We start from the raw sequence: 26,820 nt of genomic DNA on the forward strand, positions 1-26,820 counted from the left end.
GGAACAACCCGGGAACTGGCGATATCAGGAACTAAAGCCCAGAATGGAGGGTCGAGTCAACGCCAGTTCCGATTCGATTTCCTCCCAGAGCATTTGATACAGCTGGGTAATGTGGTGAGAGGGCGAGGTTTTCGGAAATGGCTCCAACGAAACGCCCATTTTTTCCAGTTCACTGGAAATCGGAATCAGGGTGTGAAACGCAAAATCACTGTTTTTGAGAATAAATTTTTCGATAATTTCCTGATGCATTGCTCTGCGCTTTTCCACCTGACTGAAAAATATTCGGGTTTCCGGGCGCGTTTTCAGTGAGGTGTTCATAAATTTGAACAACTGCTCGACCGTTCGAAGTGAAAGAATTGTCGGAATAGCCGGTACCAGTAAAAAATCAGCACCACTGATAAGCCCAGCAACAGATTCACTTAGATTGGGTGGGCAATCCACCAAAATCACATCGTATTCATCCTTCAGGGGTTTGAGTATATTTCGAACATCCCGGGCAGACTTACGACGTGCATTGCGAAGCTCCTGATCCATAAGGCGGTAGCTCTGATCTGCGGGTAAAATCTCCAAATTCCGATAATCCGTACCTTTAATGCGCTGGTACACTTCTTTTTTGGATTTTAACAATCCATTCAACCCACCCTTTACTTTATCTTTCACCCGAAAATAAAACGATGCAGCCCCCTGAGGGTCCATATCCCAAATCAGGGTCTTGTAGCCGTAACTTGCTGCTAAATAGGCCAGGTTTACCGTGGTTGTCGTCTTGCCCACGCCACCTTTGATATTAAATACCGCAATCAGTTTGGCCAAAATCATCTCCTCACAACATCAAACGAGCAGACCGAGACCTATCGAGGTCGACCTGCCCAAGGGAACACTATCCAAAAACGCTCCAGCGCTTACACCATACTGAAATAATAAACTGACTGGGGATCAGCGCGTCAATGCAGCCACAACACGACGCGAAGCCTTACCATCAAACTCCTGAAACAACGTATAGAATGCGGCTTTGAGCTCATCATGTGAGCCGCACATATCCGCCTCGATTCGGTTCAGTAAATCCAATGTGCCCTGGCCTGCCGTTTCGTCCAGCTCATCGCGCAAAAATGCTAATTTACCGGTTTGCACGGTAATATCCTGAAAATCCCCCAATACTGTTTGCAGGCGTTTTACATTTTTAACCAATCTCGTGTACCGACGGTCGGTAAACAACGGCGCAAAAAACTCAAGTAAATATCGCATACGCTTGAAGTCGAGCCGCAGCTCGTGGAATGCTTCATCAGGGGCATCAGCATCCAGTTTCCGGCCATCTGCGATCAGCGTTGTGTAACATTTCCGGATTTTCTTCTCGGCAAATTGTTGCAGCGTTGGATCGCCATCGCGGTTCACATGAGCCTGTAAAAATGCCATCCAGCCTGTCGCCCAATCCCGAAGCGCCTGAGATTTGAGAAATGCAAACAGCTTCTTTTGGGCACCGATACGCTTCTCTGTCAGTTTTTCTGCCAAAGGTGTTAACAACGCCTCTTCCTCCGCGTATTGCTCACGCCAGCTGCGGATTTTCAATAGGAAAACATCGAGATCACGAACATCCGCGCTCAAGTCACCCAACTGTTTCAACACGGGCTTGAACTCCGCAACAGTTTGCCGATCATACAAGCTGGAGGCTTCTTTCAACAATGCGCGAGCCTTGCGCAGATTCACGCGATACTGATGCAAAAACTCGGTATCAATATCTTCAAGAACACCGTCATAATGCAAGACCATACCGGCAAAGGCTTCGGCCAGCATCAACTTGATTCCCTGTGGAGCTGGCGTTTTTCCCTTCACACTAACGGAAGGGACTTTTTCCATTTCTTGTAACGAACACAAGTGTTTCGAGATTTTTGCCGGGAAAGGGTTCGGTAATGCTACAGATTGATTCCACTTGCACAGCCCCTTTGCGGCTTTTTCTCGCCCTTTGATTGTTTGTATTCTAATCAGATTATAAGTTTCCAATTTGTCCGATAGCTGCTCAGTCTGCACCTGATCCAAATCGAGGAAGGCAAACACCTGATCCTGATCGTCGAGCAATCGATATCGACGAGCGACGACCTGAAATTTTATGCGCTCCTGCAGAGCCCAGTAACCGCACTGCTTAGCGACCCCTGTGCTCAGTTCCCCCTCAGGAATATCCCAAGAGAACCGTGGCCAATGCACTTGTCGACGCTTTGGTACAGGATACCAGGGGACACATGCAATCTGATGAAACGCGTTCGCTTTCCCCCGCTCAACAACAAAAAGCGCTTGCTGACTTTTCTGCTGCTGAAGCCCCAGACAATACTGAGAACTGGAAAAAAATGGCAGCGCAAAACTGTCTAAAACGGCTAGATCATAGCGACACACACCTTCTTCATCACACCTTACGGTATGCCCCAGGGCATTGCGTAACGTTTCAGTTAATGCTTCCGTGTTCTCAAGCCCGGAAGAGAGCTCATCTTTGGGCTCGATAATTCGGGCATCTCGGGAAAAGAGCGTTAATGAGGAAAAAGACATAAGGTATGTGTAACTCCTAAAACTATGACGGTTCCAATTTCGTGAACAATTTCAGTGCGTGAAACGAGCCTGATGAAAGCAAGAATCGTGAGTCGCAGTGAAAACCTCACTCAGCCGGCGGAACACTGATATCGCCCAGGGCTTCCTGCAGAATACTTCGGCCAATTTCTTTCGAAGGCGCAATAAGCGCGCTACGCAACGCTTCATTCAGTGCAGAAAAGTAGCGTAATCCAGCGGGAGATTCAGCAAATCGTATATAGCGTTTCAATTCATCATCATTCAGTGTTCTGTAAGTATAAAGGTAATTGGTAAACACTTGCTGACCGATTAACCCCCGTGTCATGAACCGGTTCGCTTCGACCATTTCAGTCAACATCGCGTAGTCGGGCATTCCCGCTCCCTGCCCGGCATCAGCAAAAGCCCCAACCAAAGCCAATTGAACTGCCATGGCTGTTTCCAATGCGGCCTCGGTGGTACGGGTCGCCCGGTCGAAGTTTTCGAAGAGTTTCTCTCTGGGCGTGCCTTTGTATTGTTTCTGCAAGGTAACGGTTTGAGCGCTCATTTCTTCAAATCCCGCCATCGTCGCCGCAGTGGTTTCGAGTTTCACCACTTTTTGGCCCAAAGGTGACATTAACCACGCCAATATCGAATCCACATGCTCACTACTGAGCTTGCTATTAAGGTGTTGCTTCACCTGACTGCCCAGATCATCGACATCAATAGTGCGCTCAATAATCTCCGTTACCTGCTGAGTATAACGGGTGCTGTGTTCACTCTCCGCTGCACTGCTTGCTACGCCCTCCTTTAGAATGCTTGGAAACTGTGCAATGGCATCTTGAATCCCTGATTGTAGATACAATTGCTCAATTTGCGCAGCTCGATCAATATTTGCGGCATATACTGCAAGGGGTGCATTAAGTAGTAATAATAAAAATGCCAGCCAGCTAGCTGTGCCTTTTATCGGTAACGCCAATACCTGGTTCCTCAGTGTGTTCACCATCAGTATCTCCATCCGTCTTTATTCATCATCGGAGCACCTTCATCTATCATCTGTCGCCAGATAAAGCGCACAACGATAACCAAATATAGCGCACAACGATAACCAAATATAGCGCACAACGACAGTACTTAGTGTTAATCAGCAAAGCGCTTAATTCAAGCTCTCCGGCAACAAGACCTGTTTCCGGATTATGCAGACGATATGCCGAGTAGATCGAATTTTGCCTAATTGCAAGTTTCGCCGCATTGATTTTAAATTTTTTTTCATTTAATCTCTGTCTTGGCGATGGCTACGACGGGTCAATACCCACCCTAAGTATCAGCAGGCGCTTCCAGTAACCGATCTAATCGCCTCAAAGCGAGCAGCACAGGTTACTCCGAAGTTTGGCAGTTCCCGCTATGTCCTTCCTTAGAGATCTCTGACTCGCGCCTATAGCCCATCGCACGTGACCTGTAATGCCGAGAAACCACTACTCAAGCTTTTGTCTGCAAGAGCATAAATCCACAAAATAATCTAACAATCAAAAAATATAGGTAAATGGAATGGAAGAGTTTGATTTCAGTGCCTGGAAAGTCAATCTTCAGGCCTCCACCGTTACCCATGAATCTGGCTTTTCAATTCAGTTCGAAGGCAAGCCAGGTCGCAATTTCAATGGTTCCCCCAGAAATTGGCCGGAAGGACTTGGCGCACTGGAAAAAGCTCGTCTACTACGATTCGGTTACGAAGCGTTCAGGCAAGCCGTACAATCCCTTGACGAGAAGCGCGCTAAACGCGCAAAGAGCATGGCTTTACAACGGGACTAGTGCGGTCAAAAAGCCGTTCTTCCTGTCATAAAAAAACCCTGACAAACAGGGTTTTTTTATTATTCAGCGCGTAAACTTGCAGTAGAATGTTGTTGCAGATTAATCACCCGCAACAGTTGCTTCCACTTTCTCCATGGGCGTATGACGCACGTCTTTACCTTTAACCATGTAAATAACGTGTTCGGCCAGATTACGAGCATGGTCCCCAATTCGCTCAAGCGCACGCAATACCCACATGACACTCAGAATTCGGGAGATACTGCGCGGATCTTCCATCATAAATGTAACCAGTGAACGCATTGCGGATTTATATTCGCTGTCCACGGAATAGTCTTCACGCATAATTTCGACTGCCATTTCTGCATCCAGACGGGCAAAACAGTTGAGAGCCTGATGCACCATCTGAGCGACATGATTGGCAATATGACGCACTTCAACGTAACCACGGGGTGGTTGGCCTTCCTCAGCGAGGTTGATGGCGATTTTCGCAATCTTTTTCGCTTCATCGCCAATACGCTCAAGGTCATTTACCATTTTCGCAACAGAAACGACCAGACGCAGGTCTCGCGCCGCCGGTTGACGTCGAGCAATAACCTGAACGCACTCCTCATCGATGGTCATTTCAAGCTTGTCAACTTCACGATCACGGAGGCGTACTTCTTCTGCCACACCACTGTCACCGTTCATTAACGCACGAACAGCATCACTAACCTGCTGCTCGACCAGGCCACCCATTACCAAAAAGTGATTTTTCAACTCCAGCAATTCGGTATTGAATTGCTGGGATATATGCTTATGCTGTGTGAAATCCTCGTTTTTCAAATCCATATCACGCTCCGAAAAGGACAATATTTTTTATTAAATGTACATTCCAACTCGGAAAATCCCTAGCCGTATCGACCGGTGATGTAGTCTTCAGTCTGCTTTTTACCAGGATTGGTGAACAACTCATTTGTAGAGCCGAACTCCACCAGATCCCCCATATACATGAAAGCAGTATAGTCTGAAACACGAGCTGCCTGTTGCATGTTGTGAGTTACGATTACGATGGTGTAATCGTCTTTCAATTCATGAATCAGTTCTTCAACTTTCAACGTTGACAGTGGATCCAATGCAGATGCAGGTTCATCCAGCAGCAAGACTTCCGGCTTAACCGCAACCGTACGTGCGATAACCAGTCGCTGCTGCTGACCACCGGACAGCCCCAGTGCACTATCATCCAGACGATCTTTTACTTCATCCCACAAGGCTGCAGACTTCAATGCCCATTCAACAGTTTCATCAATGAGACGCTTTTTATTGATGCCCTGAATACGCAGGCCATAGGCTACGTTTTCATAGATACTTTTCGGGAACGGGTTAGGCTTCTGGAATACCATGCCGACTCGACGACGAAGATCTGCAACATCGACAGAACGTTGATAGATATTGTTCTGACCGATAAGCACCTCGCCTTCGATGCGACAGCCGTCCACCAGATCATTCATGCGGTTGAAGCAGCGCAACAGGGTCGATTTACCACAACCAGACGGCCCGATAAAGGCGGTAACGCGCTTTTCGGGGATCTGCATATTAATACCATGCAGTGCCCGCTTCTCCCCGTAGTACAACTCCAGGTTCTTCACTTCCAGAGCAATCTTCTCGTTCTCGAGCTTCAACTGTTCAGTGGATGAGTTAATTGCACTAATATCGATGGCGTGAGTGCGGGTCGCCTGCTCTTCATTCTGAGCACTTGTAGGGGTATCAATCGCGTTTTCTGTCACGTTCGTTTCCTGCATGGTTTTAGTGCTGTCATTGGGTTTCAATATATTACTCATTATTGCTCTCCCGACTGCTCGGACACAGTGTTTAATTTTAATTCGGTTTACATTTCCAGCGCTTTATATTTTTCACGCAAATGGTTTCGTATTCCTACTGCACTTAAGTTCAACACTGCGATTACCAGCACCAACAGCAATGATGTGGCGTAGACCAATGGTCTTGCAGCTTCAACATTTGGACTTTGGAAACCAACATCATAGATATGGAAACCAAGGTGCATAAATTTTTGATCCAGGTGGAGGTACGGATAGTTACCATCCAACGGCAGCGAAGGCGCTAACTTGACTACCCCAACCAGCATTAACGGAGCAACTTCCCCCGCAGCCCGCGCTATCGCGAGAATCATTCCAGTCATCATTGCCGGACTTGCCATCGGCAAAACCACCCGCCACAGGGTTTCTGCTTTGGTTGCACCGAGTGCCAGACTGCCTTCCCGCATTGAACGGGGAATCCGTGACAGTCCTTCTTCCGTGGCAACAATAACCACAGGCAGTGTCAACAATGCCAACGTAATAGACGCCCACATGAGTCCCGGCGTACCGAAAGTTGGTGAGGGTAACGCCTCAGGAAACATGGCCTGATCAATACCGGATCCCAAAAAGTAAATAAAGAAGCCCAGACCAAATACACCATAAACGATTGAAGGTACACCCGCCAGGTTATTTACGGCAATGCGGATAATCCGGGTGATCCCGCCCTGATGTGCATACTCGCGCAAATAGATCGCAGCGATAACCCCCATTGGTGTAACCATAATCGACATGATGATAACCATCAATACGGTACCGTAGATTGCAGGGAAAATCCCACCCTCGGTATTGGCCTCACGTGGGTCGTCGGCCACGAACTCCCAGAGTTTGGAGCCGTAATGCGCCACTTTCTGCCCCAGTCCCATTGCATTAGGCTGGAAAACACGAACGATTTTCGCGAGATCAATCTCTACTTCATGGCCGTCAGCCGTGCGTGCGACAATACTGTCGCGATTGATCTGCTCATACAAATCAATCAGATTCGCTTGCAGCCCTTCATAACGGAGGTTCAATTCCGCCCGCTGGGCATCCAGGTCGGCAAGCCGTTCCGGTGTGTTCTTACCGTTCAGTTCCAAACTACGCTGTTTAAGACGTAAACGCTCCAGCTCGTAATTGATCGCGCCGATATCACCTTTTTCGATATCGTGAATATCAGCAAAGATTGTCAGTGCACGCTCCAACCGGGTTTCCAGTTCCTCATGTGCAGAATCACCATTGGAAACAACCCGCCCGCTTTCTTTCACGCTGACCAGATAACCGTAAAAGTTACCCCATTCACGACGCTCAATCGCAATCGCATCTTCTGGTTGATGAAGATCAACAAGTTGATCCCGTAAAACCCAGCGAAAATCAAAGCCGGAAACATCCCGGTTACCAATTTTAAGCAGAACCCGCTCTTTAAATTCGACATCTTCCGGTATATCGAGTCCCGCCGTTCGAAGCTGGCTCGCGGAAACATCCTCGCGCTCCACCAACTCACCCATAATCATGGCACGACTGCCATCTCTACCTACATATTCTGCCTCAAGAATATCGTGTGGCCAGAAATGAGCCAAACCTTTGCTGGCGATGAACGCCAAGAGTCCAAACACCATCACCAGACTGATTGTTACGGCACCCGCATTCAACCAGACCCAGGGTTCACCTGACGATGTCCACTTTTTAAGGGGCATTCGCATAATCTGTTACCTCAAAACCATTTAAACGTTGTCTCATCAGGTGGCACCATTGCCACCTGTGCTTTGCAATGATCTTTAAATCACACTGTATTTGGAACGGAGCCGCTGTCTGACAAACTCAGCTGCGGTGTTCACAAAAAATGTGAAGATAAACAGCACGAATGCTGCCAGGAACAAGATTCTGAAATGAGAGCTCCCCACTTCAGATTCCGGCATTTCGACTGCGATATTTGCAGATAACGTCCGCATTCCCTCAAATATGTTGATATCCATTATCGGCGTGTTACCAGTCGCCATTAATACGATCATCGTTTCACCAACTGCGCGGCCCATACCGATCATCAGGGCGGAAAATATTCCGGGGCTGGCGGTTGGTAGAATAACTCTGACCATGGTTTGCCACTGAGTAGCGCCTAAAGCGAGCGAACCATAGCTCAAATGTTTCGGCACACTGAAGATTGCATCTTCAGTGATCGAGAAAATGGTCGGGATAACGGCAAAGCCCATTGCAGCGCCGACCACCAACGCATTACGCTGGTCAAAGTCAATTCCTACTTCATTGGTCAACCAGTTACGCATATCGCCGGCAAACAACAATTGCTCAACAAATGGGCTAATTTCAAAGCTAAACCAGCCTATAAACAACACAAGCGGGATGAGCAATAACGGGTCCCAGCCTTCCGGTATCATGTGTCGAATTTTCTGTGGCAGATTGACCCAGACAAAGCCAAATATAAGGATCGCTATCGGCATCAACATAAGAACCACAAAAACACCGGGCAAATTCGACTCCATGAATGGCGCAAAGAACAACCCGGCCAAAAAGCCCAAAATAACCGTAGGCAAAGCCTCCATCAGCTCGATTGCCGGTTTAACTTTACGACGGAGTGACGGTGCCATGAAGTAAGCGGTGTACAAGGCACCACAAATGGCGAGAGGTGTTGCAATCAACATGGCATAAAACGCCGCTTTCAACGTTCCAAATGCCAGAGGCGAGAGGCTGTATTTCGGTTCAAAATCATTGGTCGCAGCGGAAGATTGCCATACATAATCAGGCTCTTCGTAGCCTTCGTACCAAATTTCCTGCCACAATGCAGACCAGGAAATTTCCGGGTGCTCATTATCCACGTTCCAGAAACTGACCTTGCCATTCTCCATCTCGAACAGGATACGATTGGCTCTTGGGGCAATGGCCATCATGCTCACCGGGGTCGATGCCATGGATTCGCTCAGCACCATACGATTGGCTGTGGAGTAGTAGATGGACAGTTTTCCGGCGGCATCAACAACCATAAAACCTTTGCGACGCTCTTCTGGTTCGATTACCAGGGTTGCCGCAGACACTGGCTGGAAATCACGTACTTTTTCAACCCGATATTTGTTTTCGTTGTCTCGCACCATAAACCACTGGCTGACCTGGCCCGCGGAATCACCCACCAGAAGGGAAGCCCCACCTAACAGGAACTGGATGTCAGTTACACTGTTTTTATCCGAGGTCAGGTTAACTGAGCCATTCAATTGAGGCGCGTCCTTATCCCGGATATCGTATACAGAAAGCTTTCGCTGATCGCTCAGAACAAACATCCAGCTTAATGTTGGATCCACCAGAACATTCTCGATATGACCACTGACATTCGGCATCTCCAGATCGGCTTCTTCCAATGAAATCTCACCGGTCATGAAGTTTTCATCTTTCTGGTAGTAGGCACCGTAAATCTGATCCTGTTGACTTACACCCGCCAGAAACAGCGCACTCTCGGTATTGCGTACAGAAATTGATTTAAGTGGTATTCCAGGTGCCAATCGGAGCGGCTCCTGACCTACGGGGTATTCAATGAAAGGGGTGATCAAGCGCTCATCGTTTGGATAGGTCACTTTATAACTGTGCTTGAATACAATAGCAGTCCCATCACTGAGTCCGGCGGCCAATACACGACTTGCAGAAGAAGCATTACCCAGGGATGTTACTGTAGCCCCCGGCGCCGCAGGCAAGGTTTCAGTCGTAATAACGTCGCCATTTTCCGTATTGAAAAAGACAATTTTGCCTTGATCTGTCACTCGGGTAGCAATTTCAGCCTGCTCTTCCATAGCCAAATACAGTGTCTCACCTGACTCAACCTGTGCGACATCATAGGTGGATACTTCATGAATCTCAGCACCACCAAACAGAGGCAATACTTCATACAGCAAGTAAAAGAAAATCAGTGTAATGGCGACGATAACACTCACACCACCTAAACCGATTGAAGCCTGTGCCAGCTTGTCTTTGAACGCTCGCCGCTTTCTGTAGCGCAGAATTTGCGGCGACTCCAAATCCAGTTCTGGCATTGTTGCAGAGTTATTTTGTGTCATGTAAATCGCACCTGATTAATCGATTAGAGCCACAATAATCGCGAAATATGACAAATTTGTTACAGAATTGTCATATTATGCTTTCTAGCAGGATGTAAAAATTGGGAGCATAAAATATTCAACACTGCATGCATTAAAAAATAATGACAATGCTATACAGAGCTTTTTGATTTAAATAGAAAAATTTTCTTGGGGCGCAAATTGTCTCGAAACGCAAAGAAGAGGCATAAGCCCCTTCTTTGTTTTAACCTGGCGAGCGCTAAGAAAGCTTAGTTCAGACTCAGGTTTTGAAGACTTTTCGTTGCAACAGAAGAAGGCAGTGGAACGTAACCATCTTTAACAACGACTTCTTGTCCTTGTTTGGAAAGTACCAGCTTCACAAACTCACCTACGATTGGATCCAGGTTTTTGTTTGGCGCTTTGTTTACGTAAACGTACAAGAATCGGGACAGTGGGTATTTACCCGCTACTGCATTGTCTGGAGTGGCATCAACGAAATCATCACCAGGCTTTTTCGCCAAAGCAACGGCACGTACGGATGCAGTTTTGTAACCAATGCCAGAGTAACCAATACCGTTTACAGACTCAGAAACCCCCTGAACAACAGACGCTGAACCCGGCTGCTCGTTCACGTTGTTTTTGAAGTCACCTTTACACAAGGCCTTCTTCTTGAAATATCCGTAAGTACCCGATACGGAATTACGACCGAACAATTGAACAGATTGGTTAGCCAGATCACCACCAACGCCTACGTCGCTCCATTTAACTGCATCTTTCTCGTATCCACACTTACGGGTAGAGGAGAAGATTGCGTCAACCTGAGCAATAGTCAGACCTTTAACAGGGTTATCTTTGTTTACGAATACCGCCAGGGCATCGATCGCAACTGGAATTGCGGTTGGCTTGTAGCCAAATTTTTTCTCGAAAGCTTCAACTTCTTTGTCTTTCATCTGACGGCTCATTGGCCCCAGGTTTGAAGTTCCTTCAGTCAAAGCCGGAGGCGCAGTAGAAGAACCCGCCGCCTGAATCTGGATGTTGACGTTTGGATAGTTACGCTTAAAATCTTCTGCCCACAACGTCATGAGGTTGGCCAAAGTATCTGAACCAACAGACGAAATGTTGCCAGAAACACCAGATGCTTTTGAATAGGTGTTCAGAGCAGGATCTACTTTTGCTGCAGCCATTGCAGTGCCAGCACCAGCGGTAGCTGCTACAACAGTCAACGCCGCACAAAGTTTTCTGAATTTCATTTGAATCTCCCATGATGGACTAGATATCGGGTTTAGCAGAATTAGATCCACTCAAGGTGTCAGTTAATAAGCAAACAACCTCACGAGTGGTCACTCACACAAACACGATCAAAGTAACGCCTACCCACTAAGCGGTTCTGCAGGGACGATACCGAACCAACAGAGCACTTTGAACAATAATTTTGCAGGAGTGAAACGCGGTCAAACGCCAAGCCACTGAGCGGACTTTAAAACAGTTTTATTACATTTATGTGACAAATGACTAAATTTTCATTTTTGCTATGTGCATCACTAAGACACACCTATGCCCATAAATACAGTCGAGTACGCCCTATTTAAGTGCAAATCACTAATGTAGGCTCAGGATGATATACTCTGAATATTGTCATTTCGTTTACAAAATTAAGACACCCAAAATAACAGGAATTTTCCCACCATGATTGGCCAACGTGTCCTTCATTATTTAGACCGGTTTACCGAGGCTACTGGTACGACTTTGGTCTGGCTGAACGTACTATTGGTTATAAGCATGTGCCTGGTCGTAATGCTACGCTATGTGTTCAACCATTCATCCATCCCGTTGCAGGAAGCAACGATGTACTTACACGGTACATTATTTATGCTGGGAGCGGCATACACCCTCAAACACAACGAACATGTAAGGGTTGATATTCTCTATCAACGCTTTTCAGCCAAAGGTAAAGCGATCGTCAACTGCCTCGGTACAGTCATTCTATTGCTGCCCATGCTCCTTTTTATCCTGATTTACAGCTGGCCCTATGTCACTGCCTCCTGGGATATACTGGAAACCTCTCAAGAGGCCAATGGACTGCCCTTGGTTTTTGTGCTCAAGTCCCTGATTCCGGCAATGGTCGTACTATTGTTAATCCAGGCCATTGCTGAAATCATCCGTAACTTATCCACAATTTTTGCGGCGACCTCTACAACGACGACCACGACGCCTACAAATACAGCATCCAAAACAACAGCGTCCACCTTTAAAGATTAAGGCCTGACACTCATGATCGAATACATTCCCCTGTTTATGTTTGCCGCAGTATGTGTGGTATTGCTAATGGGGTACCCAGTGGCATTCTCACTGGCCGGAACTGCACTCTTTTTTGCCTTCGGTGGCATACTCGCCGGAATCTTTGACCCGTCCTATCTCAATGCAACCCCGAGCCGTTTGTATGGCTTGATAACCAATCAAACGCTGATTGCTGTGCCCCTTTTTGTGTTTATGGGATGCATGCTGCAGCAATCAAAAATTGCAGAGAATCTGCTGGAAAGCATGGCGCAGGTCTTTGGTCGCGTCCGGGGCGGGCTTGGCATTTCCGTCGCGATTGTCGGTGCCTTGCTTGCCGCCTCGACCGGAATCGTCGGGGCAACAGTGGTCACCATGGGCCTGATCTCTCTCCCGACCATGTTAAAAAAAGGCTACTCTCCGGCTATCGCCACCGGAACCATTTGTGCAACCGGAACCCTGGGGCAAATTATTCCGCCTTCTATTGCGCTCGTTTTGCTCGGTGACGTGCTTTCCAGCGCCTATCAACAGGCACAGCAAAATCAGGGTATTTTCAGCCCCGACACGGTCTCGGTCGGTGACCTGTTTGTTGGCGCAATGATACCGGGCCTGATACTGGTTATTTTGTATATGCTCTATCTACTTTCGGTTGCCTGGTTCCGCCCCGACCTCATCCCCCACGGTTCAACAGAAACCAGCAGCGAACCGCAAGCGCCCAAAAGCATATTACGAGATCTGACACCTGCACTGCTGTTGATTGTCACGGTTCTCGGTTCGATTTTATCCGGCATCGCCACACCAACCGAAGCTGCCGGAGTCGGCGCATTGGGCGCACTGCTACTCGCAGGAGCCAGAAGACAGTTAACCGGAACAGTTTTGCGCGATGTTTGCCAGAGCACAACAAAAGTGACCTGCATGGTATTTATGATCCTGATCGGAGCCACGCTCTTTTCACTGGTCTTCCGTGCTTATAATGGTGACGAATTAATCCAGCATATTTTCTCACAAATGCCCGGCGGCGAAATTACGGCGATTATTGTGGTGATGTTGGTTATTTTTTTATTGGGCTTCATTCTCGATTTTATCGAAATCACGTTCGTTGTCGTGCCGATTGTCGCACCGGTATTACTGATGATGGATATAAACCCGGTCTGGTTGGGCATCATGATCGCACTGAATCTGCAAACCTCGTTCTTGACCCCCCCGTTTGGCTTCTCCCTTTTTTACCTGAGAGGTGTGGCCCCGGATCACATCAAAACCACACAAATTTACAAGGGCGTAGCACCGTTTATCGGGATACAATTACTGATGTTAATCATATTGTCCCTGTGGCCGGGTTTAGCGACCTGGTTGCCAGATATCGTGTATTAGTTATTATGATCTAGATTAATACTCCATAATAACGATCAAACAGCAGGGTTTAAGCAACCCTACTCAGAGCGCAATGACCCTGATCCAGGCTGATCCGGGTCTCCGATAACTAAAATAAAGTATTGAAGTAGAATAAAATGACGATGAACGACGATAAACCTGGACCTTCGGGTGAATTGATTCTGCAGGTTGTACCCGAACCCAAGGATACGAACTCCAACGGTGATGTCTACGCCGGTTGGCTGTTCAATTATATGGACCAGGCTGCAGCTTACAAAGCACAGGCGATTTCCCAGGGCCGTGCGGCCACGGTTGCGGTTGAGAGCATGGAGTTTATTTCGCCCATTCGAACCGGCTCTCAGGTTGCCTTTTATGCCCGCCTGGTTGACATTGGCACCAGCTCAATGAAAATTTACGTTGAAGTCTGGACCAAAGATCGGGATAAAGGCACTCAGCGGAAAGTCACCGAGACACTGTTTGTGTATGTTGCGATTGATAAAAATGGCAGGATTCGGGAAGTGCCTTCCCAAGACTAGGACACTACAATTGGTGAAATGCCCCGCCACAGGGTGGCGGGGAGCATTGCGACACGCCTGACTTGTCCGGTCTGATTCCGAACTCGATCTACTCTCGGCTATTGGGCACGCGCATCAATGTAGGCTTTTTCAGACAGCTCATGGTAAGGCACAACTCGATCCCGAAATTCTACAAACGAGTCATACACTTTTTTCGCCATTTCATCCTGCCCTGCAATTTCCGCAACAACTTCATCGGAAATCTTATGCAATGCCTTGATAACATCGTCCGGGAAACGCTTGACCTGAACGCCGTGCTGATCCACTAATTCGGTTAATGCCACGTTGTTGCGCGCGGTATACTCATCCAGCATATCCTGATTCGCTGCGCGCGCCGCGACTTCGACAATAGCCTGTAAATCCTCGGGCAGAGCCTTCAGTGCCTTTTCATTGACAATCAATTCCAATGCTGTGCCGGGTTCATGCCAGCCCGGATAGTAGTAAAACTTGGCAACTTTATGCAGACCGGTTGCCAGGTCATTATAAGGCCCCACCCACTCAGTCGCATCGATGGTTCCGGTTTGCAACGCGGTGAAAATCTCACCGCCCGGCAGGTTAACCGGTGTACCACCCGCGCGCTGCAGTACTTCTCCACCTAAACCGGGGATTCGCATTTTCAGACCTTCAAGATCTGATAATGAATTGATCTCCTTGTTAAACCATCCCCCCATTTGCACCCCGGTATTGCCCGCAGCATAGGGCACCAGACCAAACGGTTTGTAGGTTTCACGCCAGAGAGCCAATCCACCACCATAGTGCATCCAGCCATTGTATTCCTGAGCAGTCAAACCAAACGGCACGGTCGCAAAAAACTGTGCTGCCGGCACTTTTCCTTTCCAATAATAGGCTGCGCCATGGCCGGCTTGTGCTGTTCCCTGCGAGACGGCATCAAACACCTCAAGTGGGGGAACCAGCTCACCACCACCAAATACTTTGATCTTCAAACGACCATTACTCATCCGCTCAACATCCTTGGCAAAGCGTTCCGGTGCGGTGCCCAAGCCAGGAAAATTTTTCGGCCACGTGGTGACGAGTTTCCACTGTATTGGTTTAACGTTTTCTTTTGTTGCCATTGGTGCCGCTGCTGCGGTGGGCTCACAATCCTTCTGACTACAGGCGTTCAGCACCAGCGCCGTCACACCAATTCCGAGCAAGGAAAAAACACTCCTACGTTTCATAATCACTCCTGATCTGTTTTTTGTATTGTTGTTGAGGTGGTTTACCAAAATGGGTTAAATGACTTCCAGCTTGGCATAGGACAACACCAACCACTTACTGCCTTCGCTGAAATTCACCTGAATACGCGAATGTGGCCCCTGCCCCTCGCAGCTAATCACAACACCTTCCCCGAACTTCTGATGCCGGACCCGTTGGCCAAGGGAAAAACCGCCAGTATCATTTTGAGCCAACGGCGAAGATTGCTGAAAATCAGACGCTGATGAGAGACAGCTGCCAATGCGAACCTCCTGAAGAAATGCTACGGGAACTTCGCGAATAAAGCGTGACACACTATTAAATTGATCTTGCCCGTAAAGGCGCCGGGACTCAGCATAGGTTAATACCAGTTTTTTCATCGCCCGGGTCATACCAACATAGCAGAGCCTGCGCTCTTCCTCCATGCGTCCCGGCTCTTCAACAGATAAACTGTGAGGAAATAGTCCTTCTTCCAAACCAACCAGGAAGACCAGAGGAAACTCCAGGCCTTTGGCTGAGTGCAGCGTCATCAACTGCACACAATCTTCGTGCTCCCCGGCCTGATTCTCTCCGGCATCCAGTGCAGCCTGAGCAATAAAAGCGGCCAGCGGTGTGAGGTTTTCTTCCGGCTCATAGTCTTTGGTCGCATTGATCAATTCTTCCAGGTTTTCGACCCGCGCCTGTGCCTTATCATTTTTTTCAGCGCCATGAAAATCCAGCAGACCACTCTCATCCAGCATCTGTTTTACGAGTTCACTCAGAGAAATCTCCGATTTGAGCTCAGTCAGGCGATAAATAATCCCCATAAATTCTGCCAGCGATTTACGGGCTCGGGCACTCACCCCTTTGCTCTCAACCAATTGCTCAATCGCCTGCCACAGCGAAATTGCATTCTGCCGTGCATGCTCGCGAATATTTTCCAGGGTTTTCGCGCCGACACCTCTGGCGGGTACATTCACCACCCGCTCCAATGCCGCGTCATCATGGGCAAAATGCACCAGTCTGAGGTACGCCAGTGCATTTTTGATTTCAGCCCGATCATAAAAGCGCAGCCCACCATAAATACGGTACGGTACGTTATGCCTCAGAAGAGACTCTTCAATGACCCGGGACTGGGCATTGCTGCGGTACAACACCGCGATATCTTGCCGAAGTCCTCCGGACTCAACCCAACCTTGCATCCGCTCCGCCAGATAATTCGCTTCATCCTGCTCATTAAACGCGGCGTATACATCAATCGGCTCGCCATCTTCGCCTTCCGTCCATAATTGTTTTCCCAACCGGCCAGAATTTCCGGCAATCAATGCGTTGGAAGCGTCCAGAATCGTTCGGGTTGACCGGTAATTCTGCTCCAGACGGACGAGTCTTGAATTCGCAAAGTCCTGCTGAAATTGCTGAATATTTTCAATCCTGGCGCCCCGCCATCCATATATCGACTGATCATCATCACCCACGACAGTCAAGGGAACCTCTTGCCCCGCAAGCACTCTCAACCAGGCATACTGGATCGTGTTCGTATCCTGGAACTCATCGACCAGTATGACCTTGAAACGTGACTGGTAATGCCGTAACAGTTCAGGATTGCGTAACCATAACTCATGACTTCGCAACAGCAACTCGCCAAAATCCAGCAAGCCGGACCGGTTACAATACGCCTCATACGCCTGATAAATCGCGGTCATGGCTTTCAAATACAGATCATGGCCACCCTTCCCCCCTTTCGCGTCATGGACCTGTCCTGCTCTTCGACCATCATCTTTTGCGCTATTGATAAACCCCTGGGCTTGGCGCGGAGGCCATTTTGATTCATCGATCTGTAACTCTTTCATGATTCGCTTGATGAGGCGAAGTTGATCGTCAGAGTCGATAATCTGGAAATTTTCAGGTAAATCCGCATCACGCCAGTGTGCTCTCAACAACCTGTGGGCCAAACTGTGAAATGTACCAAACCACATTCCCCGGGAAGCGCTACCCAGTAACGCTTCGATTCGCCCACGCATTTCCCTGGCAGCCTTGTTGGTAAACGTTACCGCGAGAACACTGTGGGGCGACATCGACTCCATGGTCATCAACCAGGCAATTCGATGGACCAGCACTCGAGTCTTGCCACTCCCTGCCCCCGCAAGCACCAGCATAGGGCTAAGGGGTGCAGTGACCGCTTCTCTTTGGGCCGAATTGAGGTTATCGAGTATATGAGATACATCCATCTTAAAATCCTGCCCCAAAACGAGGCCTGTTATTGATATTCATAAATTGAGTCACTGTAAGTGCTTGTAAGCAGCGACCCTTTGCTATTTAATAGCGTTAAACATAATAAATAATAAGCGGCGATAGTTGATGGGCAATGCATGCCATGTATTGTTCACATACCTCGGGCAAATCCACACCCCCCACGTATGACGCCAGCGCCTGGCGCAACAGGATCAACTATCTCGCAGAGGGAGGTTGGCAGCACACACTGCTACAGCTGTATGCTGTTATTGCAATACTAGCGTCTATTTTGCTCCGAACAATTGCCGAACCTGTTCAGGATAACCAACCACAAAAAGAGTGCTTTTATCGCCAACACCCCCCTCGAATGATTCCGGGGATTATAACAACATGGACATACAAATCGATCCTGGTGCACCGCTACGATCCATTCAAAGGCCTGACGCAAACGGGTCACAGTATAGCCGGGGTGATTACAAACATCAGGATGCTAACGTTGATGACTCACATTTTAATCGGAACAATACCCCCGACTTGAGTGAGACGCCAACGGAAAACTGGATCACTCTCGATTTCCAGCCAGACTTGAGCAATCGTTCAGGAGTCAGCCAATTCCTGTGCTTTTTCATGGCACACATCATTGGTTCCACATTGCTTTTCCTCAGTTTCTCGCCGCAATTGTCGCTGTTTAACCTGAGCTTATGGTTATTCATACAGCTTTTGATATCAACCCCTTTTGTGGCATCTTTGCAGCGAAGCATAAAAAACGACCAAGAATCCCAAAGCGCAGCTCGCTCAGCACGTAACAACACCACCCTGACTCAAGAAAACTCGATCGGCGCTCAACTATTCCGCCCACATAGCGCCAATCGACAATCACATTCAAGCGCCCGAAACCCAGTCGCTTTTTCGACCCTGGAGCAAGTTTCCATTGCCATCTCTGCTGTGGCCAGCTTTAGTTTGACAGTTTGGGCTGTGATAACCTATCTTGCAGCCCCCTCGATAGAGTTCACACTCACCTCGACCGCACTGTTTTTTGCCTTGAGTATCACCTCACTTTGGGGCTTGCGCTCCTGTAACGAAAGGGCAAATCAACTCCGTCTCACGCTTTATGTGGCCCCCCTATGCCTGGGCCTGCTGGTAATTTGGTATGTTGCCGCGACCTTTGATTTGCCTTTACTGAACAATCAGGACATGAATAACAGCCAATGGCTTATGCTTTATTTTGGCTTTGTATCACTGCCGGTCAGTCTGATTATTCACCACCGCTACACATCAAAGATAAATCAGCGAACCCAGATTTCTCCAGAGCAGCAGACTCGCATCAACAGTTATCTGCAACGACAACGCCAGAAGTCACGATACCTCGCCGGTCAGCTTCAGGAAGAGTCCAGGCTTCGAAAGCAGCTTGAACAGCAAATGTCCGCCAACCGGGTACAAATGGAACAAAATGTTGCGGAACGCACGCGGGAACTGTCAGAGACCAATGAGCTGCTAAACCAGCAAATCAAGCTCCGCCAGAACATTAGTAATGCACTGGCACGAAGTCAGGCGCGCCTGTCTCAAGCGGTCGAAGCATCCAAATTAGGCTTGTGGGATTGGGATCTGGCTACGGATCATCTCTATCAATCTCCGTTTCATGCCAGTTTTGATAAAAAAGAGTGGTCATCAAGGGACTTCCTGTCACAACTCAAACAGGTTACCCACCCGGATGACTTCCCCCATGTACGCGATACCTTGCTCAGTTACATCAACGGCCATCAGGAAAATTATTCCGTCCGGTATCGAATTTTTGACAAGCAACTGGATACCTGGATCTGGATTGAAGATCGGGGCAATGCCGTACTGCGTAATGATGAGGGCAAAGCACAACGCATAATCGGCACTCGCTGCAATATTCATGAAGACTATCAAAAAGAAGAACAACTGCGGTTAACAAAAACGGTATTTGACCAAACCAGTGAAGGCCTCTTTGTCCTGGATCACCGTTTTCGTTTCGTTACCGTAAACCAGGCATTTAAAACGATGCTGGGCTACACGGAAGATGACTTGCTAGGCAAGCACTGGATGCATGTGAGCCAAACCCCGCAAAAACGTAAGGTATTCAAACAGGCCCAGATCAGCCTTGCTGAAACCGGAAATTGGGAAGTGGAAATTTTCGAGAAACGTGCGAACGGCGAATATTTTCCCATTCGTATCCAGCTTAACACGATCAGAGAGGCCCATGGTGCCGTTGCCCACTACGCCGGGTTGGTATCTGATTTGAAAGTGCATAAAGAAGCAGACGAAAAGCTGAAATACCTTCTGAATTATGATGAGCTCACAGGCCTGGCCAACCGTTCATTATTTAAAGACCGGATGCACAGTGCCCTGACTCGGGCCCGAAGCAGCCTTTCTCAATTTGCCTTACTGTATATCGATATTGACCGTTTCAAACACATCAACGACAGCCTCGGTCATGAAAAAGCGGATCACATCCTCAAAGAGTATTCAACACGCCTCGCGGGAACGATGAATCGCGCAGACAGCGTTGCCCGTCTGGGTGATGATGAATTTGCCGTGATCGTCAGTGCCAAAGATCTGTCACAAGCGTCTCTAGCCGCACAGGACATCTTGTCGGCACTTTCAAAACCGTTTAACGCTGGTGAAGAGGAGCTATTCATTTCATCAAGTATTGGCATCACGATGTTCCCCTCTCAAGGCCGGGAACTTTCCGTACTGATGCAAAATGCGGCATCGGCAACTCGACAGGCGAAATACCTGGGCGGCAACAATTTTCAGGTATTCTCCAGCAGCATGCAAAACCTGTTTAAGTTCCAGATTAATGTTGAAAGTGATTTACGCCGGGCACTTTTGAAAAATGAGCTTGAAGTTTTTTATCAACCAAAAATTGATTTAAGAACCGAGACAATTACATCAGTCGAAGCACTGGTGCGCTGGAAACACCCGGATAAGGGGCTTATCACCCCCGCAGACTTCGTCAATATTGCGGAGGAAACCGGATTAATAACCGATATTGGCGGTAAAGTGCTCACCATTGCCTGCGAACAAGCCAAAGAGTGGCTGGATATGGCACTGGGTAAAATCAAAATTTCAGTTAACTTATCCGCTCACCAGCTGCGTCAACCCCAGATTTTCAGTTCCATTGCGGATGCCTTGGAACAAACTCAGCTTCCACCCGATTTGCTCGAGCTTGAACTAACCGAAAATGCCGTAGTTGAAAACATTCACTCCACCCGAAAACTGTTGCAGAAGTTCCGGGAGCAGGGTATCAGCCTGTCAATTGATGATTTTGGAACCGGCTATTCATCTTTCAGCTATCTCAAGAAACTTCCTGTAGATACCCTAAAAATCGATCGCGCTCTTGTTCGGGAAGTTCCTGACAACCCCCAGGACACAGCGATATGTAAGGCAATTATCGTGCTCGGACAAAACCTCAATCTGCAAGTGGTGGCAGAAGGAGTCGAAAACGAGGAGCAATACCGGTATCTACAGGATCTTGGCTGCGACCTGGTACAGGGCTTTTATGTTTCACGCCCGATGGATGCCGAAGCGATGACCAAACTATTGTGCCAGCAACAGCGAAAGTTTGCAGATCAGTCCTCAATTTAAAACAGCGAGATCGCCATTAATTTTTGAACTGATTAACAGATTGTGACCCTTTATTCACATATTTTTAACAATCAAGCGGTAATTTTTACTTAAGTCTGAACATCGATTGAGCAATTTTGCTCAATCCGATCTTTAGATTTGTGTATACAATTTGCTCTGATTGAGTTTTTGTTAGTCCACAGAGCATCCAGTTCCTAGTAGTAAATCGATCCAGATCAAGATGACTTCGAAGGAGATACGCGGATGTACAATAACACAACAACAGTAGAAGCGGTGCAGTCCGAGTTGCTTGAAATTTTTAACGACCTGCATACTTACGAAGAAAACGTCAAAGATAAAGCTTCAGCACAGCGGAAACTTGCTGCACGCCGGGCTATCGAACAACATTTTGAACGTAAAAAGCTGGAAAGTGATATCAATGAATTTTGGGACTAATCCCGAATTGGTCGATTCGGGTCTTTAACAAGCCCGCTTCGACACCGGTAGGCAGCGATCCGAAGTCGGTGCGTTTAGGCATCAGGGGTGCTGTTTCCTGAAAATTTACCCACCCCGGACATTAAGCGTCTTCTTTTCCGGTTTCTTGTCTTCTGGTTGCCAGGAGACCCTGAGATCAAAGCGATTCCGGTTGTCATCACAACGCGCAGTCACCTTGACATTCATCAAGCCTTTTGGCTCAAGCACAATCTCACCATGGTCATCACTGAACGTCAGGCTCCCTTTTGCAAGCCCTTTTGTAATTGATTTGAGAATTTCCTGGATACTCTTGGCATCTTGCAAGGACTCGTGTCTGAAACTGTCTTTATTCTGGCTCATGTTTTCCCGACTCATGGCGCTCTCGTCCCGAATCTTTGATCCGATAAGTCACGCTTAATTTAAATAGTGTCCCGGCTCAAATATTTTAGCGTAGGGGTAGTCATTACTGATACCGATTACCTGCCCCTTGGGATGAATTATAGTAACACCCATGCCGTAACCTTTTAAGCCTTCTTTTTTGCGCGAATTGCGATCCATGGTCACATCGCCTTCGATATGGATCATGCCCTCCCGCATCATAATTCGCTGGCCTTCGGTGCGATTGACATGACCATGAATAATTGCATGAACACCAAGACGATAGGCTCGATCCACACCGTGGCAAGTCAATGGCATATCGACCTTGCGATATTTAGTGCGCATTGTATTGGCCAGTGGCCCGTAGTAAAACTCAAAAAGATCATGCTTAACCTGCTGCTGAAACAACGCGTTGAGATAATCAATACTTTCTTCTTCGATGATACTGGTAATGCGATCATCCAAACCGGCATGAATAAATAAAAACGAGCCCTCCTGATGGGTCAACTGCATTTTCTTGAAAAACCAGGCGTACTCTCCTTTCTTCTCCAGAAACAGTTCTGAAGCTTTTAGCGCCGCAGCATAGACTTCCTGTAGCGTGAGTCCAGCATCCGAACAAGCCTGCTCAAATCCATCAACCTTCTTCCGCAATCGGTCCAACTCGCGTTCGATACTTTTTTCCGGCATCAACCAAGCGGCGGCTTCGGGAAACTCGTTGAACCAATTCTCTGACGGAAAAATTTTTTCCCTGCATTCGTTCACTCCAGGCATCCCCTTGAGTGCATGTTTGTCACTCAAATAACGCTGCTTTATCTCACGCAATAGCGGTAGAACTTTGGGCCCCATCCGCACAAATAAGTGCTCCGTTCGTGGATCCCGCTTCAAGCTTAAAGCGCGTAAGCCCATCAGTAAACGCATATCATGATTGCCCGCCAGTAACTTAACCTCCGCCTCAGACACCATTAAGTGCCGTATCGCGTCGAGCAGTTTCAAGTTACTGGGCCCTTTATCCAGGCAATCACCACCAATCACAAACAGCCCTTTTCGACCTTCTTTGGTCAACTTGAAATCACAATCATTAGGCCCTGTTTTACGCACGCCGCCTGATGCAACCAGTGACGCAACAAACGCCTCGGCATCCGCGTGAGCATCGGCAATAAAAAACACTTGTCGTTTTGGCCATTTCCAGGGGTGCAGGGAAACCGCCCGGTGCAAACTGTTTTTCAGGTGTTTGGTATCAGTGCCGTCTTTTCCGGCACTGTGCTGCTCAGACAACGACCAGCATTCTGCTGCAGTAGGCAAACCTCTGCGAATCCATTTACTACCATGATACTTCGGCAAATGTGAAACATTCACGAGCGCTTGGCTATTCTTTTTATTGGCGAGGGTTTTGGCGTCTTTCATGTTGTCTTTGCAACTCCATTATGAAACATTGCAACCCTATGTGAGTTTTATTGCAAAATGATGACTAACCACCCCACCCTGAATGAAGCATGGATTCAGCAGGCACTTAATCGGTATAGACGGTTTTCTGGCCCCGAACTTTCCAGTTTCCCGCCACCTGTTGCCACTGCGCGGTATCAGGGCCAAATTCTACGATTACCGGTTTACCATGAAACATACTCAATCGCGCAATTTCATCAAATGCCAATATTCCCAGATGGTGCGCAGCGTGACGAATTGACGCACCATGCCCCACAAAAACTTTCAGCGTATCTTTAACTGCCGATTCCATGAGGGCCTCCATTCCTGATTGGATATGAGTCGCCACACGAAATCCCGCCTCCATCAAAGATTCCGCACCTTGCAACGGTAAGCGAAAGTGACTATTGGATTTCCAGTCTTGCGGTAACGCCGGATATCGGGGATCAGCCTCGATAATCGCTTCAATCTGTGGAATGGTCAAATTGGCCAATGAACCAACGCTTCGTTCAGCAAGCGCATCAAAACTTTCGACCTGAACATCGTAATTAGCCTGATCGATTCCTGCTTCCGGGTGTGCAGCAAAAAGAGATTTCAACTCCGAGTTAATTCCCATAGCCGTTTGCCAGGCACGCAATAATTGAGACGCATCGATCACGGGCGCAAGCGCACACTTCCATTCCGTCAGAAATACATAAAGTTCGTGGGCTGCTATAATCGCCTGCTGATGTCCTCTGGCGGTCAATGGAAAGGGCTGATGCGCACTGGGTGTATGTTCAAGTTGCTCATAATCACCATGCCGGATAAATGCAGCAAAAAGCCGTGGTCGATCGTGCTGTAGTTTAACCATGAAATCGTTTTACCATGAAACTGCGAATTACTTACAGATTTGGTACTAATGAATGCTTCGGATACGTCATGACCTGTTCCGTGACGCGCTGAATTCAGCATCGACACTCAAGCTTTTACTGTTTGCAGCCACCTGGAGAGTAACCGCCTCAGCTCAGGTTGCTCTACACAGGCCACAGCCGCATCAGGACTGAGCCAGCGCCGGCCTCGGTGGAATTCAGGCCAATCGGCTTCCGCCAGCACCTCTGTGACACGAAGCGAGTAGACTGCCACAGAACAGCGGCCTCCCCATTTCGGATAATCATAGTCACCAACAACACCATCAATTGCGCCCAGAACCCCGGCCTCCTCGAATGCTTCCTTGGCAGCGGAATCCTGCAAACTGAGGCCCGGTTCAGCGATGCCCTTTGGCACTCCCCAATGGCGTCCGGAACTTGACCCCATTACCAATATTTCCAATAGCCCGTTTTCCATACGGTAAGGTATAACGGCAGACTGGGTGTAGTAATAAGCGGGGCGATCTCGCCAAAAATCGCCATTGGGTGCGGGATACTGAAATTTTTCAGGTAGCTGATCCGGTGTAATCTGCTCTACCCAGCGCACGGTTTCAGGGGCAAAACCGGACCAATCCGACATCACATCAATACAGACCAACGCGCCCTTGCGCATTCGAATTGAGCTCTCCTGCACCGGGAAAAGATAGTGGAGTAATGCCTCCAATCCAGATTTATGACCCACCAACATCAGATGCCGGCATTTCGGCTGAACCCCTTCAATCATGTTGAGTAAATCCACAAGCTGCCCGTCATACAAACACGGATCATCGTGGATACACTGCACAGACTGTCCCATCGCTTTTACACTTTTCTCTGCGGCCGTGCGCGTTCGGAGTGCTGGCGATGATATCACCTGATCCAGGTGCAACCCGGTTCGTTGCATCCAGGCACCAACCCGCTGAGCATCACGTTTACCACGGGTTTTAATGGGCCTTTGTCGGTCATCACCTTCAAACAGTTTCTCCGCCTTCCCATGGCGCAGTAAAAACAGCCTGCGAATTCCATTGTTTTCACTTGGCCTTTCTTCTGTGCCACGGGTCATAAGCGTTTCACTCAACAAGCCTGAGCGCACTGCTCAACTGAAAGGGAATCGATGTATAAGTCTGACAACGCCTCAAAGTCAACTTGACCACAGGCCTCATAAATTGTAACGCCCTGCAGTGCTTGCAAATAAGCAGCCTCATCAAACGGAGTTTGGGCTTGATGAAACGGGCCCTGTGCGTGTTGAAAAAAAGGCCCAGGAGACTTCATGATCGCGGCAAGTAGATCCCGTCTCTGGCTTAAATCCACTTCGTTGAATTGCAAGGGTTCGTCACTTTGCCGGTCCCAATTCAGCACCAGAAAGGCCGCCAATGGCGCGGCATGACAGATTCGCTCGGCACCATAACATGCATCAATGTGCACATCATACTTTTCTTCCAGATCCCACAGCTCTTCACGAGGCAACGCTCTCAGCTCAGTGATCCGCTGAGGTTCCAATATGGAAAGCAAACGCTCATTGTGCAGTAATGTCCCCGGGTTCACTCTCGGCATTTTTGGAATACCCACGGCCTGCGCAACACCACCTACATTGCGTACAAACAACCGGTCATTGGTCATAAACTGAACCTCCGGATTTTCCATCGTGTGCAACATCAGTGTTGATTTGCCCCCGCCAGAGAATCCGGCAATGGCCATAGCCCGGTTCTGATAAACCAGGCCCGCAGCATGACAAGTCTGCCACCCTTGCTGTTGTAAAGCATTCATGTACTGCGCATTTATAAAATTTACGACCTGATTGTCATTCGCCAGACAAGGTCCCGCGGCAATCCCCATACAACCGCTTTGCAGGAATACCATTCCAGTGCGGACTTTACGAACCAATCGTCCCTTGGGAAAATCAAAAAAGCTATCTTTTCGACCCGTTTTTCCACGCTCTCTTTGCCAGTCGATAAAGTCCACCGGCAATTCGGGCGAGGGCCGCTCAATGGCCAGGATTTCAATATCAACCGGTCCATGGTCGCTCACGACATGGTGAAAGTATCGCTTTAGTTGCTCCAGCAAGGTTGCGGAGTTTGATCGGATGACAATTCGGGTTTCTCCAATATGCAAATTCAGCGCGGATTCGCACAATGTGGCATCGGCAATCAACGCGGATGATAATTGCTCAAGAGAAGCCGTTAATTCAGACATACTACTTTTTTCCTGTCTCTGGATTGACTGTGTGTTA

General features: G+C 48.2%; 21 protein-coding genes. 6 read left to right on the plus strand and 15 right to left on the minus strand.

Features of this window, described 5'->3' with window-relative positions:
• Positions 1–24: 24 nt before the first annotated feature.
• The 3 genes from OLMES_RS23635 to OLMES_RS23645 form a co-directional block, all read right to left on the minus strand.
• Positions 25–810 (minus strand): ParA family protein, encoded by a 786-nt coding sequence (locus tag OLMES_RS23635; protein WP_157678503.1) that lies wholly within the window; start codon positions 808–810, stop codon positions 25–27.
• A gap of 123 nt (positions 811–933) precedes the next feature.
• Complete coding sequence (locus OLMES_RS23640; protein WP_087463513.1) at positions 934–2,532, minus strand: CHAD domain-containing protein; 1,599 nt, start codon at positions 2,530–2,532, stop codon at positions 934–936.
• Positions 2,533–2,638: 106 nt separating this feature from the next.
• Positions 2,639–3,532, minus strand: coding sequence for a hypothetical protein (locus OLMES_RS23645; protein WP_087463514.1), 894 nt, complete (start codon positions 3,530–3,532; stop codon positions 2,639–2,641).
• Between the two features lie 542 nt (positions 3,533–4,074).
• Between OLMES_RS23645 and OLMES_RS23650 the strand changes: the two genes are divergently transcribed.
• Positions 4,075–4,335: a hypothetical protein gene (locus OLMES_RS23650; protein ID WP_087463515.1), complete on the plus strand. Its 261-nt coding sequence runs from the start codon at positions 4,075–4,077 to the stop codon at positions 4,333–4,335.
• A gap of 99 nt (positions 4,336–4,434) precedes the next feature.
• Here the strand turns inward: OLMES_RS23650 and phoU are convergent, their stop codons facing one another.
• The 5 genes from phoU to OLMES_RS23675 all read right to left on the minus strand — a co-directional run bounded on the left by phoU (position 4,435) and on the right by OLMES_RS23675 (position 11,466).
• Positions 4,435–5,163 carry a phosphate signaling complex protein PhoU gene (gene phoU, locus OLMES_RS23655; RefSeq protein ID WP_087463516.1) on the minus strand — a complete coding sequence of 243 codons (729 nt, stop codon included), beginning with the start codon at positions 5,161–5,163 and terminating at the stop codon, positions 4,435–4,437.
• A 59-nt stretch (positions 5,164–5,222) separates the two neighbouring features.
• Positions 5,223–6,152 (minus strand): phosphate ABC transporter ATP-binding protein PstB, encoded by a 930-nt coding sequence (gene pstB / locus OLMES_RS23660; RefSeq protein ID WP_232465190.1) that lies wholly within the window; start codon positions 6,150–6,152, stop codon positions 5,223–5,225.
• A 47-nt stretch (positions 6,153–6,199) separates the two neighbouring features.
• Complete coding sequence (pstA, locus tag OLMES_RS23665; protein ID WP_087463517.1) at positions 6,200–7,864, minus strand: phosphate ABC transporter permease PstA; 1,665 nt, start codon at positions 7,862–7,864, stop codon at positions 6,200–6,202.
• A gap of 75 nt (positions 7,865–7,939) precedes the next feature.
• On the minus strand, positions 7,940–10,216 hold the full coding sequence (locus OLMES_RS23670) for an ABC transporter permease subunit (protein WP_087463518.1): 2,277 nt from the start codon (positions 10,214–10,216) through the stop codon (positions 7,940–7,942).
• Positions 10,217–10,485: 269 nt separating this feature from the next.
• Positions 10,486–11,466: a PstS family phosphate ABC transporter substrate-binding protein gene (locus OLMES_RS23675; RefSeq protein WP_087463519.1), complete on the minus strand. Its 981-nt coding sequence runs from the start codon at positions 11,464–11,466 to the stop codon at positions 10,486–10,488.
• Positions 11,467–11,902: 436 nt separating this feature from the next.
• Between OLMES_RS23675 and OLMES_RS23680 the strand changes: the two genes are divergently transcribed.
• From OLMES_RS23680 to OLMES_RS23690, 3 genes are all read left to right on the plus strand, one after another.
• Entirely contained in the window at positions 11,903–12,475 is a 573-nt protein-coding gene (locus OLMES_RS23680) for a TRAP transporter small permease subunit (RefSeq protein WP_087463520.1), read from the plus strand.
• Positions 12,476–12,487: 12 nt separating this feature from the next.
• Complete coding sequence (locus tag OLMES_RS23685) at positions 12,488–13,861, plus strand: TRAP transporter large permease (protein ID WP_087463521.1); 1,374 nt, start codon at positions 12,488–12,490, stop codon at positions 13,859–13,861.
• Positions 13,862–14,004: 143 nt separating this feature from the next.
• Positions 14,005–14,397, plus strand: a complete 393-nt coding sequence (locus tag OLMES_RS23690; protein WP_332454916.1) for an acyl-CoA thioesterase — start codon at positions 14,005–14,007, stop codon at positions 14,395–14,397.
• A gap of 98 nt (positions 14,398–14,495) precedes the next feature.
• Here the strand turns inward: OLMES_RS23690 and OLMES_RS23695 are convergent, their stop codons facing one another.
• A complete protein-coding gene (locus OLMES_RS23695; protein ID WP_087463523.1) occupies positions 14,496–15,614 on the minus strand; it encodes a TRAP transporter substrate-binding protein in 1,119 nt (372 codons plus the stop codon).
• 54 nt (positions 15,615–15,668) lie between these two features.
• Positions 15,669–17,837, minus strand: coding sequence for a DNA helicase II (uvrD, locus tag OLMES_RS23700; protein ID WP_087463524.1), 2,169 nt, complete (start codon positions 17,835–17,837; stop codon positions 15,669–15,671).
• Positions 17,838–18,231: 394 nt separating this feature from the next.
• Here uvrD and OLMES_RS23705 point away from each other — a divergent pair, with 394 nt between their 5' ends.
• Both OLMES_RS23705 and OLMES_RS23710 read left to right on the plus strand, forming a co-directional pair.
• A complete protein-coding gene (locus tag OLMES_RS23705; RefSeq protein WP_087463525.1) occupies positions 18,232–21,453 on the plus strand; it encodes an EAL domain-containing protein in 3,222 nt (1,073 codons plus the stop codon).
• 243 nt (positions 21,454–21,696) lie between these two features.
• Positions 21,697–21,888 (plus strand): PA3496 family putative envelope integrity protein, encoded by a 192-nt coding sequence (locus OLMES_RS23710; RefSeq protein ID WP_087463526.1) that lies wholly within the window; start codon positions 21,697–21,699, stop codon positions 21,886–21,888.
• Between the two features lie 105 nt (positions 21,889–21,993).
• Here OLMES_RS23710 and OLMES_RS23715 read toward each other — a convergent pair whose 3' ends face one another.
• From OLMES_RS23715 to OLMES_RS23735, 5 genes are all read right to left on the minus strand, one after another.
• Positions 21,994–22,281: an amphi-Trp domain-containing protein gene (locus tag OLMES_RS23715; protein WP_232465191.1), complete on the minus strand. Its 288-nt coding sequence runs from the start codon at positions 22,279–22,281 to the stop codon at positions 21,994–21,996.
• Between the two features lie 39 nt (positions 22,282–22,320).
• Positions 22,321–23,688 (minus strand): metallophosphoesterase, encoded by a 1,368-nt coding sequence (locus OLMES_RS23720; RefSeq protein WP_232465192.1) that lies wholly within the window; start codon positions 23,686–23,688, stop codon positions 22,321–22,323.
• A 106-nt stretch (positions 23,689–23,794) separates the two neighbouring features.
• On the minus strand, positions 23,795–24,556 hold the full coding sequence (locus OLMES_RS23725; RefSeq protein WP_087463527.1) for a histidine phosphatase family protein: 762 nt from the start codon (positions 24,554–24,556) through the stop codon (positions 23,795–23,797).
• 107 nt (positions 24,557–24,663) lie between these two features.
• Positions 24,664–25,653 (minus strand): NUDIX domain-containing protein, encoded by a 990-nt coding sequence (locus OLMES_RS23730; protein WP_087463528.1) that lies wholly within the window; start codon positions 25,651–25,653, stop codon positions 24,664–24,666.
• A gap of 11 nt (positions 25,654–25,664) precedes the next feature.
• Entirely contained in the window at positions 25,665–26,783 is a 1,119-nt protein-coding gene (locus OLMES_RS23735) for an HprK-related kinase B (protein WP_087463529.1), read from the minus strand.
• Positions 26,784–26,820: the final 37 nt, after the last annotated feature.

It is taken from the genome of Oleiphilus messinensis (genome assembly GCF_002162375.1).
GTDB lineage: Bacteria > Pseudomonadota > Gammaproteobacteria > Pseudomonadales > Oleiphilaceae > Oleiphilus > Oleiphilus messinensis.

Excerpts from the sequence above, each read along its gene's own strand:
- OLMES_RS23640 (WP_087463513.1), bottom strand. The coding sequence starts at position 2,532 with ATGTCTTTTTCCTCATTAACGCTCTTTTCCCGAGATGCCCGAATTATC.
- OLMES_RS23645 (WP_087463514.1), bottom strand. The coding sequence starts at position 3,532 with ATGGTGAACACACTGAGGAACCAGGTATTGGCGTTACCGATAAAAGGC.
- OLMES_RS23650 (WP_087463515.1), top strand. The coding sequence starts at position 4,075 with ATGGAAGAGTTTGATTTCAGTGCCTGGAAAGTCAATCTTCAGGCCTCC.
- phoU (WP_087463516.1), bottom strand. The coding sequence starts at position 5,163 with ATGGATTTGAAAAACGAGGATTTCACACAGCATAAGCATATATCCCAG.
- pstB (WP_232465190.1), bottom strand. The coding sequence starts at position 6,152 with ATGAGTAATATATTGAAACCCAATGACAGCACTAAAACCATGCAGGAA.
- pstA (WP_087463517.1), bottom strand. The coding sequence starts at position 7,864 with ATGCGAATGCCCCTTAAAAAGTGGACATCGTCAGGTGAACCCTGGGTC.
- OLMES_RS23670 (WP_087463518.1), bottom strand. The coding sequence starts at position 10,216 with ATGACACAAAATAACTCTGCAACAATGCCAGAACTGGATTTGGAGTCG.
- OLMES_RS23675 (WP_087463519.1), bottom strand. The coding sequence starts at position 11,466 with ATGAAATTCAGAAAACTTTGTGCGGCGTTGACTGTTGTAGCAGCTACC.
- OLMES_RS23680 (WP_087463520.1), top strand. The coding sequence starts at position 11,903 with ATGATTGGCCAACGTGTCCTTCATTATTTAGACCGGTTTACCGAGGCT.
- OLMES_RS23685 (WP_087463521.1), top strand. The coding sequence starts at position 12,488 with ATGATCGAATACATTCCCCTGTTTATGTTTGCCGCAGTATGTGTGGTA.
- OLMES_RS23690 (WP_332454916.1), top strand. The coding sequence starts at position 14,005 with ATGAACGACGATAAACCTGGACCTTCGGGTGAATTGATTCTGCAGGTT.
- OLMES_RS23695 (WP_087463523.1), bottom strand. The coding sequence starts at position 15,614 with ATGAAACGTAGGAGTGTTTTTTCCTTGCTCGGAATTGGTGTGACGGCG.
- uvrD (WP_087463524.1), bottom strand. The coding sequence starts at position 17,837 with ATGGATGTATCTCATATACTCGATAACCTCAATTCGGCCCAAAGAGAA.
- OLMES_RS23705 (WP_087463525.1), top strand. The coding sequence starts at position 18,232 with ATGGACATACAAATCGATCCTGGTGCACCGCTACGATCCATTCAAAGG.
- OLMES_RS23710 (WP_087463526.1), top strand. The coding sequence starts at position 21,697 with ATGTACAATAACACAACAACAGTAGAAGCGGTGCAGTCCGAGTTGCTT.
- OLMES_RS23715 (WP_232465191.1), bottom strand. The coding sequence starts at position 22,281 with ATGAGTCGGGAAAACATGAGCCAGAATAAAGACAGTTTCAGACACGAG.
- OLMES_RS23720 (WP_232465192.1), bottom strand. The coding sequence starts at position 23,688 with ATGAAAGACGCCAAAACCCTCGCCAATAAAAAGAATAGCCAAGCGCTC.
- OLMES_RS23725 (WP_087463527.1), bottom strand. The coding sequence starts at position 24,556 with ATGGTTAAACTACAGCACGATCGACCACGGCTTTTTGCTGCATTTATC.
- OLMES_RS23730 (WP_087463528.1), bottom strand. The coding sequence starts at position 25,653 with ATGACCCGTGGCACAGAAGAAAGGCCAAGTGAAAACAATGGAATTCGC.
- OLMES_RS23735 (WP_087463529.1), bottom strand. The coding sequence starts at position 26,783 with ATGTCTGAATTAACGGCTTCTCTTGAGCAATTATCATCCGCGTTGATT.